This is a genomic window from Streptomyces sp. NPDC059679, assembly GCF_042734105.1.
Classification (GTDB): Bacteria; Actinomycetota; Actinomycetes; order Streptomycetales; family Streptomycetaceae; genus Streptomyces.
The window spans coordinates 20,210-34,797 of the sequence record NZ_JBHWES010000045.1; the positions used below are offsets into that span (position 1 = coordinate 20,210).

The 14,588-nt window shown below is 72.7% G+C and carries 12 protein-coding genes and 1 riboswitch; of the genes, 8 read left to right on the forward strand and 4 right to left on the reverse strand.

What is annotated here, in order from left to right; all coding sequences use genetic code 11:
* Nucleotides 1-67: 67 nt before the first annotated feature.
* A complete protein-coding gene (locus ACFV2X_RS35605) occupies nucleotides 68-781 on the reverse strand; it encodes a M50 family metallopeptidase (protein WP_385624714.1) in 714 nt (237 codons plus the stop codon).
* 119 nt (nucleotides 782-900) lie between these two features.
* Between ACFV2X_RS35605 and ACFV2X_RS35610 the strand changes: the two genes are divergently transcribed.
* The 8 genes from ACFV2X_RS35610 to def all read left to right on the forward strand — a co-directional run bounded on the left by ACFV2X_RS35610 (nucleotide 901) and on the right by def (nucleotide 9,015).
* The gene (locus ACFV2X_RS35610; protein WP_385624717.1) at nucleotides 901-1,734 is read left to right on the forward strand and encodes an SOS response-associated peptidase; all 834 of its coding nucleotides are present in this window, start codon (nucleotides 901-903) and stop codon (nucleotides 1,732-1,734) included.
* A 172-nt stretch (nucleotides 1,735-1,906) separates the two neighbouring features.
* Entirely contained in the window at nucleotides 1,907-2,530 is a 624-nt protein-coding gene (locus tag ACFV2X_RS35615) for an alpha/beta family hydrolase (RefSeq protein ID WP_385624889.1), read from the forward strand.
* 307 nt (nucleotides 2,531-2,837) lie between these two features.
* Nucleotides 2,838-3,527: a sigma-70 family RNA polymerase sigma factor gene (locus tag ACFV2X_RS35620; RefSeq protein WP_014176604.1), complete on the forward strand. Its 690-nt coding sequence runs from the start codon at nucleotides 2,838-2,840 to the stop codon at nucleotides 3,525-3,527.
* Nucleotides 3,524-3,841 (forward strand): mycothiol system anti-sigma-R factor, encoded by a 318-nt coding sequence (gene rsrA, locus ACFV2X_RS35625; RefSeq protein WP_089504922.1) that lies wholly within the window; start codon nucleotides 3,524-3,526, stop codon nucleotides 3,839-3,841. Before ACFV2X_RS35620 ends, rsrA begins: the two co-directional genes overlap by 4 nt.
* 189 nt (nucleotides 3,842-4,030) lie before the next feature.
* A complete protein-coding gene (locus ACFV2X_RS35630) occupies nucleotides 4,031-5,551 on the forward strand; it encodes an HD-GYP domain-containing protein (protein ID WP_385624720.1) in 1,521 nt (506 codons plus the stop codon).
* A complete protein-coding gene (locus tag ACFV2X_RS35635; RefSeq protein ID WP_385624722.1) occupies nucleotides 5,548-7,035 on the forward strand; it encodes an HD-GYP domain-containing protein in 1,488 nt (495 codons plus the stop codon). Before ACFV2X_RS35630 ends, ACFV2X_RS35635 begins: the two co-directional genes overlap by 4 nt.
* Nucleotides 7,036-7,268: 233 nt before the next feature.
* Nucleotides 7,269-8,255, forward strand: a complete 987-nt coding sequence (locus ACFV2X_RS35640) for a tetratricopeptide repeat domain-containing protein (RefSeq protein ID WP_043486837.1) — start codon at nucleotides 7,269-7,271, stop codon at nucleotides 8,253-8,255.
* 130 nt (nucleotides 8,256-8,385) lie between these two features.
* The gene (gene def, locus ACFV2X_RS35645) at nucleotides 8,386-9,015 is read left to right on the forward strand and encodes a peptide deformylase (protein WP_089504921.1); all 630 of its coding nucleotides are present in this window, start codon (nucleotides 8,386-8,388) and stop codon (nucleotides 9,013-9,015) included.
* Between the two features lie 88 nt (nucleotides 9,016-9,103).
* Here def and ACFV2X_RS35650 read toward each other — a convergent pair whose 3' ends face one another.
* The 3 genes from ACFV2X_RS35650 to ACFV2X_RS35660 all read right to left on the reverse strand — a co-directional run bounded on the left by ACFV2X_RS35650 (nucleotide 9,104) and on the right by ACFV2X_RS35660 (nucleotide 14,548).
* Nucleotides 9,104-10,126, reverse strand: a complete 1,023-nt coding sequence (locus ACFV2X_RS35650; protein ID WP_385624724.1) for a ribonucleotide-diphosphate reductase subunit beta — start codon at nucleotides 10,124-10,126, stop codon at nucleotides 9,104-9,106.
* Entirely contained in the window at nucleotides 10,123-12,531 is a 2,409-nt protein-coding gene (locus ACFV2X_RS35655; protein WP_385624726.1) for a ribonucleoside-diphosphate reductase subunit alpha, read from the reverse strand. Before ACFV2X_RS35655 ends, ACFV2X_RS35650 begins: the two co-directional genes overlap by 4 nt.
* A gap of 124 nt (nucleotides 12,532-12,655) precedes the next feature.
* Nucleotides 12,656-12,786, reverse strand: a riboswitch (cobalamin riboswitch).
* A 283-nt stretch (nucleotides 12,787-13,069) separates the two neighbouring features.
* Nucleotides 13,070-14,548, reverse strand: a complete 1,479-nt coding sequence (locus tag ACFV2X_RS35660; RefSeq protein WP_385624729.1) for an FGGY family carbohydrate kinase — start codon at nucleotides 14,546-14,548, stop codon at nucleotides 13,070-13,072.
* Nucleotides 14,549-14,588 lie beyond the last annotated feature (40 nt).

The following is a 14,588-nucleotide window of genomic DNA, read 5'->3' on the forward strand; positions in this document are numbered from 1 at the left end:
ACCCAGTCGAAACACGCCGCTGGTATGGACACCTTACGGGTGGCTCATGGCCCGAGGGGGCAGTGGATCACAGCCCCAGCAGCCAGCGACCGCCGCCGATCAGCGAGCTCAGCGAGACCACGTGGAAGAGCAGCAGCCAGATCGTGGCCGGGACGTTGGTCAGGCGCGCGAGCTGGTCGGGGTCGGAGTCGTGCGCCCCCGAGTAACGGCGCTTGCGCTGCAGCTCGAACGGGGGGCGTACGCCGCCCAGGAGCAGAAACCACACCACGACGTACGCGAAGGCCGCCTGCACGTCCGGCTCGGTCAGCCAGGAGACGAGGAAGAAGGCGGCCCCGGAGACGACCACGGTGAGCACGCCGTACGCATTGCGGATCATGACGAGCATCAGCGCCAGCAGCGCCGTCGTCCCCCACAGCAGCGCGGTGATATGGCCCGCGGCCAGCAGCCACGCGCCCGCCAGCCCGAGCAGGGACGGCGCGGTGTAGCCGGCGGCCGCGGTGAGGATCATGCCGAGGCCGGTGGGCTTGCCGCGCGAGACGGTCAGCCCCGAGGTGTCCGAGTGCAGCCGTATGCCCTCCAGCCGCCGGCCGCTGACCAGCGCCACCAGGCCGTGGCCGCCCTCGTGGGCGATGGTGATCGCGTTACGGGCGATCCGCCAGGCGATCTGGGAGACGACCACCGAGAGCGCGACCAGCCCGGTGGCGGCGACCAGCCAGGTGGTGGGGTCCGGCTGGGTGCCGACGACGCGGTCCCACAGATCGGCGGCGTTCGTGCTGTCCATGTGCGGGAGACTCCTCGCGTCCGTCTTCGGTGCTTCTGCTCTTCAGTACGTCGTTCATGGCCGCTCGGTTTCGACGGCCTCGCGTCACCGGCCGTGGGCGTCGTGGCAGTGTGGCACCTATGTGCGGTCGATACGCAGCGAGCCGGAAGCCCGAGGACCTCGTCGGCATCTTCGGGGTGCAGCAGTGGGAGCCGGAGGAGACGCTGGCCCCGGACTGGAACGTCGCGCCCACCAAGGGCGTGTACGCGGTGCTCGAACGCCCCGTCAAGGACGCCGACGATCCGAGCCCGGTCCGCCAGCTGAGGGCGCTCAAGTGGGGACTGGTGCCGTCCTGGGCCAAGTCACCGGACACCGGCGTGAAGATGATCAACGCACGGGCGGAGACGGTGCACGAGAAGCCCTCCTACCGCCGCCCCTTCGCCTCGCGCCGCTGTCTGCTGCCCGCCGACGGCTACTACGAGTGGGTCACCGGCTCGGGGGAGCGGCAGCTGGAGGAGCAGGGGAAGCGGAAGCGGCCGCGTAAGCAGCCCTACTTCGTGACCCCGGTGGACGGCTCGGTGATGGCCATGGCCGGGCTGTACGAGTTCTGGCGCGACCGGACGCTGCCGGACGACCACCCGCGGGCCTGGTGGGTGACCTGCACCGTCATCACGACCGAGGCGGAGAAGGAGCCGTTTCCCCTGCTGGGCAAGGGCGGGGACGAGGGTGGCGCGGGGCCGCGGTCGCTGGCCGACATCCATCCGCGGATGCCGCTGGTGCTCACCGAGGACCGCTGGGCGGACTGGCTCGACCCCTCCCGCACCGACCCCGACGAGCTGCGCCCGCTGCTCGCCCCGCCGCCCGCGGGGCTGCTGCGCGCCTACCCGGTGGCCACGGCCGTCAGTGACGTACGTAACAACGGCCCGGAGCTGGTGACCGAGCTGGAGGCACCCGAGACGAGCACGCTCTTCTGAGGTTCTGGCTTCTGAACTTCTGAGCGGCCTTCCGGGCGCGGTGGCCCGTAAGCGGCAGGATGGGCATGTGAGCGCCGAGCAGACCGAGCAATCAGCCAAGAGCGAAACGACCGAGAGCGGCACAACCGGAAAGACCGGAAAGACCGGAAAGACCGGAAAGACCGGGGAGACCGTGCCGACCCCCGCCGGGGACGCCAGGATCATCTGGCACCGCGCCCCCCGAGCCCGCGCCGTGCTGGCCGTGAGCCACGGCGCCGGGGGCGGGATCGAGGCACGGGACCTACAGGCGCTGGCCGCCGCGCTGCCGCCGCTGGGCGTCAGCGTCGCGCTGGTCGAGCAGCCGTGGCGGGTGGCGGGCAAGAAGGTCGCGCCCGCGCCGAAGACCCTGGACATCGGCTGGCGCGCGCTGTGGCCCGCGCTGGAGAAGCCCGCGCTGCCGGTCGTCGCGGGCGGCCGCAGCGCCGGGGCGCGGGTGGCCTGCCGTACGGCGCGCGAGCTGGGCGCGAGCGCCGTGCTGGCGCTGTCCTTCCCGCTGCACCCGCCGGGCAAGCCGGAGCGGTCCCGGGCCGACGAGCTGCTGGGCGCCGGTCTGCCGACGCTGGTGGTCCAGGGCGGCCGCGATCCGTTCGGCCGCCCCGAGGAGTTCCCCGAGCTGCCCGCCGGGACGGAACTGGTCGGGATCCCGCACGGCGACCACAGCTTCGTCGTGCCCAAGAAGGCGGACATCGGCCAGCAGGAGGCGCTGGCGCGGATCACCGGCGCTGTGGCCGAATGGCTGGCCCGCGTACCGCTCTGAGCTGCGCGGATGCGCCGTATAGGGGTGGCGGGGACGCTCGGGAATGCGGCGGGGCCGCGATCTGTTGTAGCGGGCGTATATGGATCAGGAACACCAGGAACAGGCTCAGGTACCCGCACCAGCAGAAGGAGTCCCCAGTATGGGTTCGCTCGCTTGCCCGGCCCGTCCGCGCGCCGCTGACCTGGACTGGTCGCAGCCGCAGACGGGGTGGACTGCCCGGAACGAAGCGGCGGGCGGACCGGATCGTCGTCTATTCTCCGATTCGAGCGGGTCCGCATTCGGCGGCCTCGCCACGAAGGCGGAGGAGGTGGGTCAGGTCACTGGCACCGACGCGGGGACCGACGGCGTGACTGAGGGCCGGCCGGTCGGGCAGCCGCAGGAGACGGACGTCGAGCGCAATGCGCGCTTCGAACGGGATGCCCTTACCTTCCTCGACCAGATGTACTCCGCCGCATTGCGTATGACGCGCAATCCGGCCGACGCCGAGGACCTGGTGCAGGAGACGTACGCGAAGGCGTACGGGTCCTTCCACCAGTTCCGTGAGGGCACCAACCTCAAGGCGTGGCTGTACCGCATCCTGACCAACACCTTCATCAACTCGTACCGCAAGAAGCAGCGGGAGCCCCAGCGCAGCGCGGCCGAGGAGATCGAGGACTGGCAGCTGGCGCGCGCCGAGTCGCATATGTCGACCGGTCTGCGCTCCGCGGAGTCGCAGGCGCTCGACCACCTGCCGGACTCGGACGTCAAGGAAGCGCTCCAGGCCATTCCCGAGGAGTTCCGCATCGCGGTCTATCTCGCGGACGTCGAGGGGTTTGCCTACAAGGAGATCGCAGACATCATGGGGACACCCATCGGTACGGTGATGTCGCGGCTGCACCGTGGGCGCCGCCAGCTGCGCGGTCTGCTCGAGGACTACGCCCGTGGGCGCGGACTGGTCCCGGCCGGCGCGCCCGCCGCGGCGGACGAGTCGAACGATCGGAAAGGCGCGGACTCATGAGCTGCGGAGAGCCGCACGAGACGGATTGCTCCGAGGTCCTCGACCACCTCTACGAGTTCCTCGATCGGGAGATGCCCGACGTCGACCGCGCCAAGCTCGAGGTGCACTTCCACGAGTGCTCCCCCTGCCTGGAGAAGTACGGCCTGGAGCAGGCCGTGAAGAAGCTGGTCAAGCGGTGCTGCGGCCATGACGACGTGCCCAGCGACCTGCGCTCGAAGGTCATGAACCGCATCGAGCTGATCCGCTCCGGCGAGGTCGCGCCGGAGCGGGAGGTCGTCGCGGAGGCGAACGCGCCGACGCCCGCGCAGGACTGACCCCTTGCCTCGTGCGGGACTGACCTCTCGCCTCGTGCAGGGCCGGCGCCGCCCGTCGTAACCCGCCCGATCATCACCCGAAGGTGTGGAATCGGGCGGAGCATACGGACGAACCCCGCGTGCCGGGCTCTATCCTCCCCAATCTGACGGCCCCGACCGGGGCCGTTCGACGGACGGGGAGGAGGGGGTATGCGGGCGGTTCCTCTGGCGGCGCGCGTCTACGTGGTGAGCGCCGCGCTCCTGGTCGCGGTGTGCGCCGCCCCGGCCCTGACGCCTGCGGCGGACGTCCCATGGGCCACGGCCGCGCTGCTCGCCGCGCTCTACGCGGCGGGGGCCCGCAGGCCCCCTTCCCACGCCTGTCCACCCCTGTCACCCCCGCCGCCCGCCGTCGCGCCTGCTGTGACGGCGTCGCCGGACTGGTGCGGCCCCGCGCTTCTGGCCGGGGCTTTTCTGCTGCCCGCGCCCGCCGCCGCGCTCGTCGCGGTGCCCGGCGCGCTGCTCGGCGCCGTGGAGCGGCGCCCCGCCGGGGTGCGGCGGCTGTGGCGCGCCGCGCGGCTCGCCCTCGCCGCGTACGCCGCCTCGCTCGTCTTCGGGCTCTGCGGCGGCGGGGAGGCCCTTGCCGCCACCCTCGCCGACCCCGCCACCGCCGGTGAGCCGGGCTTCTTTCCGTACGCCCTGGTGCCCGCGGCCGTCGCCGCGCTCGCCCTCGGCCTGACCGCCGCCGCCCTGGAAGGCGGCGTGCTGATGGCGGCCGAGGGCCGCTCGCCCCGCGCCGCCTGGCGCGGCCGGGTGCTCTGCTCGCTCGTGCCCCACCTGGTGCACGGCCTGGCCGGGCTGGCCATGGCGGTGCTGTGGCGCAGCCCGTACGGGCCGCCCGCCGCGCTTCTCGTACTGCCGCCGATGTACGTCTGCGCCCGCGTCTTCGCGCTGTGCCACCGGGAGCGCGCCGCTCATCAGGCCACCGTGCGCGCCCTCGTCCAGGCCGTCGACATCAAGGACCGGTACACCCGCGGCCACAGCGAGCGCGTCGGCCGCGCCTCCGCCATGATCGCCCGCGAGCTGGGGATGAACGGCGACCGGCTCGAGGCGTTGCGCATCGCGGGCGTCCTGCACGACGTCGGCAAGCTCGGCGTCCCCACCCGGCTGCTGCGCAAAAACGGTCCGCTGACCCCCGAGGAGCGCCGCGCCATCGAGCTCCACCCCGAGTACGGGCACGAGATGGTGCGCGGCATCGGCTTCCTGAGCGAGGCGCGGGAGGCCGTCCTCCACCACCACGAGCGGCTGGACGGGAGCGGCTATCCCTATGGGCTCGCGGGAGCGGACATCCCGGAGGCGGCGAGGGTGGTGGCGGTCGCCGACGCCTTCGACGCGATGACCTCGACCCGGACCTACCGACGGGCCCGGCCGGTGCCCGCGGCGGTGGAAGAGCTCGAACGGTGCGCGGGGGCGCAGTTCGACCCACGGATGGTGGTCGCCCTGGCCCGCGCCCTGGACCGCCACGGCTGGCCCGCCACGCCCCAGGAAGAGGCCCGCCCGGTCCGGGACCATGTACGGGGCCGTACAGCGGGCCACGCACCGGACCGAGTGCCTGCCCACGCACCGGACAGCGGCCCGGACCGCGCAGCGGACCAGCGCGGAAACGTCCCGTCTGGGCGGGCTTCCGCGCGACCGCCGGAGGCCGCGCGGCCCGGCCGGGGTGGTGGCGCATGAGCCTGTGGCGGTGTGCCGTGCCGTGGCCCGGCGCGGGCCGGCCTCGGGTACGGCGCTGGGCGCCCTCTGGTGCGCCCAGCGGGCGGGGAGGGTTCACCTTTGTCGCGGTGTACGGGGCGGCGGGAGCGCTGGTCGTGGCCGCTCTCGTATGGACGCAGCGGGTGGGCGTGCGCCAGCCAGGGGTGGCACTCGCGTTTGGGGCGCTTGTCGCGCTGGGGGAGGCCATGCGGTGGGACGGGCGCCCGGCCGTGCGCGCGGGCGCGGGCGCGGACAGGGGCGCGGCCGGGGCGCGCGGGCGGCCCGGCGAGCCGGAGGCCGGGGAGCGCGAGCCCGCGCCCGTCGCCGCCGCGGCGGCCCTCGGCTATGCCGCGCTGGGACCGCCGGCCGGTGCGCCGACCACGAACGGCGTCCTCCAGACCGTCGCCGTCGTCGGGGCGGCATCCCTCCTCGCCCTGGTGATGCGCGCGGCCCTCGGACACCCGGCCGACCTCGACCGTGCCGCGCGCCGGGTGCTCACCGTCGCCTTCGTCGCGATCTGCTGCCAACCGCTTCACCACACCGGCCGGTTGTCCTCCTGGTTCGGCCGGCCCGGTCACGGTCCGTGCCTCGTCGCGGCCTTGTTGCTCGTCCTGGCGCTGGCCGCGCTCGGCGACGCGGCCCTGGCCGCGGCGCTGGCCCGGGCGGGTACGGGCCGCCCCTGCGCGCCCCTGCTGCGCGACGAGCCGCGCGCGCTGCCCGGCGTGGGGGCCGCGGTCTGCGCGACGGCGGCGGTGACGGCCCCGGCGGTCGCCGTGGCCGGGCTGTGGGTGCTGCCGGCGCTCTGTGTGCCGCTGCTGCTCGTCCAGTACTCCTTCCGCCGCTGTGCCGGGATACGGGCCACCTGCCGCCAGACCGTCGCCTCGCTGGCGAGGACCACGGAGATAGCGGGCTACACCCCCGCGGGCCACGCCCGCCAGGTCGCCGGCCTCAGCCGCGCCGTCGGCCGTGAGCTGCGGCTGTCCGCTCCGTCGCTGACCGTGCTCGAGTACGCGGCGCTGATGCACGACGTCGGGCAGCTGTCGCTGCTCGACCCGGTGCCGGCCGGGGCCACCGAGCCGCTGCCGGAGGCCGAGCAGCGGCGGATAGCGCTGCTGGGCGGCGCTGTCGTACGGCAGACCGGGGTGCCGGAGGAGGTCGCGGAGATCGTGGAGCGGCAGGCGGACCCGTATCGGGAACAGCCGCTTCCGGCCCGTATCGTGCGGGCGGTAAACGCCTACACCGAATTGGTGGGAGGTTCCTCGGGCACCTCACTGGGAAACCCTCAGAAGGGCCGGGGCGCGGTCGGGCCCGGGGCTCTGGAGCGGTTGCGGCGGGGCACGGCCCGTGACTTCGACCCGGCGGTGGTGGAGGCCCTGGCCACGGTCGTGTCGCGGCCGGAGCACGACCCGGAGCACGATCCGGCGCATGACCTGGTGCACGACGAGGTCCGTGGTCACCCGAAGTGAGAACTCGCGGGTAATGAGCGGCTGCCCCGAGGGGCATGGTTGGATGCGAAGAGAGGGGGTGTCGGGCCTATGGCCGGCGGCAAGGAGGAGTGGTGGGCATCGTCCCCAGGCCGAACCGTGAGGGGCCGGGCTGAGATGTCCGCGAATGTGTGGCAGGTTGTCGTCGAGGGAGGGCTACGCCGTCCGCGAGGACATCTGGTTCGGTACTACTTCGATACCGGCAGGCGGGAATGGTGAAGATCTTCGGCAAGGTGCGGCACCGGCCGTCCGCGTCATGGCGGCAGGCCACGGACCGCGCGTTCACGCTCATCGGTGACGGCCGGTACGAGGACGCGGGCGCGTTGCTGACCCGCGCCGCCGACCTGGAGCCGTGGCTGTCGGAGTCCTGGTTCAACCTGGCGCTGCTGCACAAGTTCCGGCACGACTGGGAGCAGGCGCGCGCGGCCGGGCTGCGCGCGGTCGCGCTGCTGGACCGCGAGACCGGCGCCCCTGACTGGTGGAACGTGGGGATCGCCGCGACCGCCCTGCAGGACTGGCCGCTGGCGCGCCGCGCCTGGCAGGCGTACGGCCTGAAGGTGCCCGGTGAGGCATCCGCGTCCGGTGAGCCGTTGGGCATGGAGCTGGGCAGCGCGGCGGTGCGGCTGTCGCCGGAGGGCGAGTCGGAGGTCGTCTGGGGCCGCCGCCTGGACCCGGCCCGGATCGAGGTGCTGTCCATCCCGCTGCCGTCCTCCGGGCGGCGCTGGGGCGAGGTGGTGCTGCACGACGGCGTTCCGCACGGCGAGCGCGTCACCTCCGCCGGTCCTGCCTACCCGGTCTTCGACGAGATCGAGCTGTGGGCGCCGTCCCCGGTGCCGACCTGGGTGGTGCTGCTGGAGGCCGCGACGGAGGCCGACCGGGACGCGCTGGAGCGGCTGGCGGCGGACGCGGGCTTCGCCGCCGAGGACTGGTCGTCCTCGGTGCGGCTGCTGTGCCGCTCCTGTTCGGAGAGCCGGATGCCCAGCGACGAGGGCGAGGGCGAGCACCTGGACCCGCATGACCACAGCGAGCCCGGCCAGCCCGGCCCGCTGGGGCACCGGATGGCGGGCTCGGGTTCGCTGTGGGTGGCGGAGCGGGAGTGCGGGATCGCCGCGCCGAGCGGGCTGGTGCGCGGGCTGCTGGACGGCTGGGTCGCGGACAGCCCGGACACCCGCGAGTGGCGGGACCTGGAAGAGGTCTGCTGACATTCCCGCCAGAGGTCTCTGACATACCCGCCAGAGGTCTCCAGAGGTCTGCTGACATACCCGCCCATCCCGCGCGGGCCTTACCCTGTAGGGCGACGAGTCTGGTTTTGAGGAAGGCGTGCGGCGGACGATGGCGCAGCAAGGGACTGAGCAGCGGGTGGACGACGAGTTCATCGTGGACACGGAGGACTGTGAGGAGCGCGAGCGTGCGTACCGCGAGCGCGGCACGGCCCGTCCGATCACGGTCGTCGGCAATCCGGTGCTGCACAAGGAGTGCCAGGACGTCACGGAGTTCGACGACAAGCTCGCCGCGTTGATCGACGACATGTTCGCCAGCCAGAAGGCGGCCGAGGGCGTGGGCCTGGCCGCCAACCAGATCGGCGTCGGCCTGAAGGTCTTCGTCTACGACTGCCCGGACGACGACGGCGTCCGCCACGTCGGCGTGGTCTGCAATCCGGTGCTGGACGAGCTGCCGGCCGACCGCCGGGTGCTGGACGACTCCAATGAGGGCTGTCTGTCGGTGCCCACCGCGTACGCCTCGCTGGCCCGCCCCGACTACGCGGTGGTGCGCGGCCAGGACGCCGAGGGCAAGCCGATCGCGGTCCAGGGCACCGGCTACTTCGCCCGCTGCCTGCAGCACGAGACCGACCACCTCTACGGCCGTCTCTACATCGACCGCCTCTCCAAGCGCGACCGTAAGGACGCGCTGCGGCAGATGGCGGAGGGCACGCCGCGCTACGAGACGGTGCCCAACGACTGACGCCTGCCACGTAACGAAGCGCGGCGCGGCGCCCCCGGGAGATCCCAGGGGCGCCGCGCGCGCATGTCGGGTTTGAATCAGAAACGGCTCAGAAGTCGTCGTCGAAGGAGACCGAGCCCTCGACCGCCACCTGGTACGCGGAGGCGCGGCGCTCGAAGAAGTTGGTCAGCTCCTGGACGTTCTGCAGCTCCATGAAGGAGAACGGGTTCTCCGAGCCGTAGACCGGGGCGAAGCCCAGGCGGGCGAGCCGCTGGTCGGCGACGCACTCCAGGTACTGGCGCATCGACTCGGTGTTCATCCCCGGCAGCCCGTCGCCGCACAGGTCGCGGGCGAACTGCAGCTCGGCCTCGACGGCCTCCCGCAGCATGTCGGTGACCTGCTGCTGGAGTTCGTCGTCGAAGAGCTCGGGCTCCTCCTCGCGGACCGTGTCGACCACCTGGAACGCGAAGTTCATATGCATGGTCTCGTCGCGGAACACCCAGTTGGTGCCCGTCGCCAGGCCGTGCAGCAGGCCGCGGGAGCGGAACCAGTAGACGTACGCGAAGGCGCCGTAGAAGAACAGGCCCTCGATGCACGCCGCGAAGCAGATCAGGTTGAGGAGGAAGCGGCGGCGCTCCTCCTTGGTCTCCAGCCGGTCGATCTTGTCGACCGAGTCGATCCAGCGGAAGCAGAATTCCGCCTTCTCCCGGATGGACGGGATGTTCTCCACCGCGGCGAACGCGGCGGCCCGGTCGTCCGGGTCGGGGAGGTAGGTGTCCAGCAGCGTCAGATAGAACTGGACGTGCACGGCCTCCTCGAAGAGCTGCCGGGACAGATACAGCCGCGCCTCGGGCGAGTTGATGTGCTTGTAGAGGGTGAGCACCAGGTTGTTCGCGACGATCGAGTCGCCGGTCGCGAAGAAGGCGACCAGGCGGCCGATCAGGTGCTGCTCGCCGGGGGAGAGCTTGGCGAGGTCGGCGACGTCCGAGTGGAGGTCGACCTCCTCCACGGTCCAGGTGTTCTTGATCGCGTCGCGGTAGCGGTCGTAGAAGTCCGGGTACCGCATCGGCCGCAGGGTCAGCTCGAACCCGGGGTCCAGGAGGTTCTTGACGCGGTCGGGGGCGGTGGTCACTGGCAGGCCTCGCAGGACTCGGGGTTTTCCAGGGAGCAGGCGATGACCTCGGGATCGGCGGGCGCCTGCTGTACGGGGATGGTGGCGGGAGCGGCGGCGCGCGCGGACTGGGCGATCCGGGTCGCCGGGCGCGAGCGCAGGTAGTACGTGGTCTTGATGCCGCGCTTCCAGGCGTACGCGTACATCGAGCTGAGCTTGCCGATGGTCGGCGAGGCCATGAAGAGGTTCAGCGACTGGCTCTGGTCGAGGTACGGGGTGCGGGCGGCGGCCATGTCGATCAGGGCGCGCTGCGGGACCTCCCACGCGGTCCGGTACAGCTGCCGTACGTCCGCGGGCACCCAGGAGAAGTCCTGGACCGAGCCGTTGGACTCGCGCAGCGCCTCGCGGCTCTGGGCGTCCCAGACGCCGAGCTTCTTCAGGTCGTTCACCAGGTAGGAGTTGACCTGAAGGAACTCACCGCTGAGCGTTTCGCGCTTGAAGAGGTTGGAGACCTGCGGCTCGATGCACTCGTACACGCCCGCGATCGAGGCGATCGTCGCGGTCGGGGCGATGGCCAGCAGGAGCGAGTTCCGCATGCCGGACTTGGCCATCCGCTCGCGCAGCGCCGCCCACCGCTCGGGCCAGGTCGCCACCGCGTCCGTGTAGTGGTCCGGGTGCAGCACACCGCGCGCGGTGCGGGTGGCGGACCAGGCCGGGTGCGGGCCGTGGCGCTCGGCGAGCGCGCAGGACGCCTCGTACGCCGCGAGCATGATGCGCTCGGAGATCTGGGTGGACAGCCGCTGCGCCTCGGGCGAGTCGAAGGGCAGCCGCAGCCGGAAGAAGACGTCCTGGAGGCCCATCAGGCCCAGACCCACCGGCCGCCAGCGGGAGTTGGACGCCCCGGCTTCCTGGGTGGGGTAGAAGTTGATGTCCACCACACGGTCGAGGAAGGTGACGGCGGTACGGACGGTCGCGTCCAGCCGCTCCCAGTCCATTACTTCTTCCCCGGCGCCGCCGTCTTTGCCCAGGTGCGCGGCCAGGTTGACCGACCCCAGGTTGCAGACGGCCGTCTCGCCGTCGTCCGTGACCTCCAGGATCTCGGTGCACAGGTTGGAGGAGTGCACGACCCGGCCGGACTCGGCGGTCTGGTTGGCGGTGCGGTTGGCGGCGTCCTTGAAGGTCATCCAGCCGTTGCCGGTCTGCGCGAGGGTGCGCATCATCCGGGCGTACAGCTGGCGCGCCGGAACGGTCTTGACGGCAAGACCCTCCGCCTCGGCCTTCCGGTACGCGGCGTCGAACTCCTCGCCCCACAGGTCGACCAGCGCGGGCGCGTCGACCGGCGAGAACAGCGACCAGTCGGCGTCGGCCTCGACCCGGCGCATGAACTCGTCCGGGATCCAGTGCGCGATGTTGAGGTTGTGGGTGCGGCGGGCCTCTTCGCCCGTGTTGTCCCGCAGCTCCAGGAACTCCTCGATGTCCGCGTGCCAGGTCTCCAGGTAGACACAGGCCGCGCCCTTGCGCCGACCGCCCTGGTTGACGGCGGCGACGGAGGCGTCGAGCGTGCGCAGGAACGGCACGATGCCGTTGGAGTGCCCGTTGGTGCCGCGGATCAGCGAACCGCGGGCGCGGATGCGCGAGTACGACAGGCCGATGCCGCCCGCGTGCTTGGAGAGCCGCGCGACCTGGTGGTAGCGGTTGTAGATCGAGTCCAGCTCGTCCAGCGGCGAGTCCAGCAGATAGCAGGACGACATCTGCGGGTGCCGGGTGCCGGAGTTGAACAGGGTGGGGGAGCTGGGCAGGTAGGACAGCGTGCTGGTGAGCCGGTAGAGCTCGGCGACGTCGTCGAGCGCCCGCTCCGAGTGGTCCTCGGCCAGCCCGCAGGCCACCCGCAGCAGGAAGTGCTGCGGGGTCTCGATCACCTGGCGGGTGATCGGGTGGCGCAGCAGATAGCGGCTGTGCAGCGTGCGCAGCCCGAAGTAGCCGAAGCGGTCGTCGGCGCCGTCGGCCAGCGCGCGGTCGACCAGGGCGTCCAGGCGGGCGGCGTGGGCGGTCACGAACTCGGCCGTGCCGTCCGCGATCAGGCCCTCGCGGTGCCCCACGGCCACCGAGGCGGAGAAGGAGACCGCGCCCTGCCCGGCCGCCTCCTCGGCGATGGCGAGAGTCAGCAGCCGCGCGGCGAGCTTCGAGTACTCCGGCTCCTCGGCGATCAGCCCGGCCGCCGCTTCGGTCGCGAGAGTGCGCAACTCCGCCTCGTCCGAACCGGGATGGCGGCCGCGCAGGGCGGCGGCCGCGACCTTGCCGGGGTCGGTGGCGGGCAGGTCGGCGGTGAGCTCCGTCAGGGTCCGCAGCAGGGCGGTCCCGGGCGCGTCGTCCGCTCCCTGAATAGCCGCTGCCTCTGAAACCGGATCGGCTGGCGCGATGGTCACTGAAGTGCTCTCCCTCGCTCGGCTAGGGGCCTTGCGGGGCGGTCAGCGATGGGCGCGTACGGGCATGCCGAAACAGCGGACGGCATACCGCGCAGCGTCCACCGGCCCAACCCGCGAGGCCCGGACGTATGAGACGGCTGTCGGCAGGTCCTCGGACTTGCGGGTACGCAAAAGCGTACGCGTACACCGTTGCGGGACAGTTCCGGATTCCCACCGGATTCCCCTGCGGCGACAGCGAGCATGAGCATACATCTTGTGGTGGCGAGCGCACGCGCCCCCACATGTTGTGTCGCGAGGTGGAGTGTTTCGTACGAATGTGCTATTCAGTGCCGGACTTGGCGCAGTCTTGACGCGCACTTGGCACGAGCCGGACGCGGGCCCGAGGCGGCCCTTGTGCGGGCCCGATACGGGCCCTGGGGCGGTCCTGGCGAGGGTCCGGCGCGGACGGCCGGGCGCGAGCCTGACAGGGCCCGGCACGGCCCGGCAAGGGCTCGTCATCGGGGCCGGCGCGGCGCCGGGTCGAACTCCGGGTCGAACTCTAAGCGGGCGTCGTTGCCCGCCACTCCGTGAGGGTACGGGCCAACCTGGCCCGGTAGTCCGCGTAGCCGCGCTCGTATGCCTCGGCGCGGTCCGCGTCCGGTACGACAGTACGCGAATCGGCTCGCCATTGTGACGCGTCCACCGGGTCACCGAGCGCCCGCCAGGCGACCGCGACCGCGCCGCGCGCCCCCACCTCGGGCTCGTCGGGGATGCGCACCGGCCGCCCGAGAACGTCCGCGAACAGCTGGGTCCAGGCGGCGGATCGGGTGCCGCCCCCGCACGCCGCCAGGCTCGCCGTCAGCCCCGCGGCCTCCAGGCAGTGCCGGGCCGCGTACGCCACGGCCTCGCAGACGGCCCGTACGGCGTCCGCGCGTGTCGTCGCGAGGGTCAGCCCGTCCAACCGGCCGCGCGCGGCGGGCTCCACGAACGGGGCGCGCTCGCCCGCGTCGGACAGGAAGGGCAGCGCGGTCACCCCGCGCGCCCCTGGCGGGCTCGCGGCGAGCAGCGCGTCCAGGTCGGCGGTGGTGGCCCCGGCGAACTCCAGGACCCACTCCAGGGCCGCCGTGCCCACCATGGCGGGCATACCGCGCAGCCAGCGGTCCCGGTCGGGTACGCACAGCCACATGCCCGCCGGGTCCGCGGCCGGGTCGATCCGCGCGCTGTCGGTGAGGACTTGGCTGGCCAGCGTGGTGCCGACGATCAGCAGGCCGTCGCCCACCTCCTCGACCCCGCTGCCGATCGCGCAGGCCGGAAGGTCGTACGGGCCCGCCGTGACGGGCAGTCCGGCCGGCAGCCCGAGCAGCTTCGCGCCCGCCTCGTCCAGCCGCCGTACGGTGCCGGGCGCGGCGGGCGGCGGCAACAGCCGGGCGTATTCGGCGATTCCACACGCTTCCAGGGCTTTGGGGACATACTCGCGCGTGGTCACGTCCAGGAAGGGCATCGACGCGTCCGAGGCGTCCACGCCGATGACGCCGGTGAGCCGCTGCGCCACCGCGTCCACGCAGTAGCCCGCGACCTCCGCGCGCGCCAGTGCCTCCGGCTCGTGGTCGGCCAGCCAGCGCAGCAGCGGCGCATGGCAGCCGGGGAACACCCCGGAGCCGGTGAGCCGGTAGAGCTCGCGGATGGTGCCGTCCTCGCCCCAGCGGGTCACGGTGTCGTTCGCCCGGCCGTCCATCCACGAGATCGGCGGGCGCACCGCCCGGCCCGCCGCGTCGCGCAGCCACAGCCCGTCGCCCTGCCCGGTGAGCGCGAGCGCGACCGGGGCCGCCAGGCCGCCCGCGGCCAGGGCGGCGGTCACCTCGCGGACCACCTCGGCGACCGTGCGCAGCACGTCCTCCAGGTCCTGCTCGACCCGCCCGCCGGGCAGGCGGTCGAGCCGGCTGGGGCGGCTCGCGGCGGCCAGGGACCGGCCGTCGCGGCCGAAGGCGACGGCCTTGGTGACGGAGGTGCCGACGTCGACTCCGAGGACGATGCTCATGCGTACGGCCCTCCTTGGGGCATCGGCTGTGGCGCTGGGC

Bases quoted from the DNA above. Each gene is read 5' to 3' on its own strand.
- ACFV2X_RS35605 (WP_385624714.1), bottom strand. From the start codon at position 781: ATGGACAGCACGAACGCCGCCGATCTGTGGGACCGCGTCGTCGGCACC.
- def (WP_089504921.1), top strand. From the start codon at position 8,386: ATGGCGCAGCAAGGGACTGAGCAGCGGGTGGACGACGAGTTCATCGTG.
- ACFV2X_RS35630 (WP_385624720.1), top strand. From the start codon at position 4,031: ATGCGGGCGGTTCCTCTGGCGGCGCGCGTCTACGTGGTGAGCGCCGCG.
- ACFV2X_RS35610 (WP_385624717.1), top strand. From the start codon at position 901: ATGTGCGGTCGATACGCAGCGAGCCGGAAGCCCGAGGACCTCGTCGGC.
- rsrA (WP_089504922.1), top strand. From the start codon at position 3,524: ATGAGCTGCGGAGAGCCGCACGAGACGGATTGCTCCGAGGTCCTCGAC.
- ACFV2X_RS35660 (WP_385624729.1), bottom strand. From the start codon at position 14,548: ATGAGCATCGTCCTCGGAGTCGACGTCGGCACCTCCGTCACCAAGGCC.
- ACFV2X_RS35635 (WP_385624722.1), top strand. From the start codon at position 5,548: ATGAGCCTGTGGCGGTGTGCCGTGCCGTGGCCCGGCGCGGGCCGGCCT.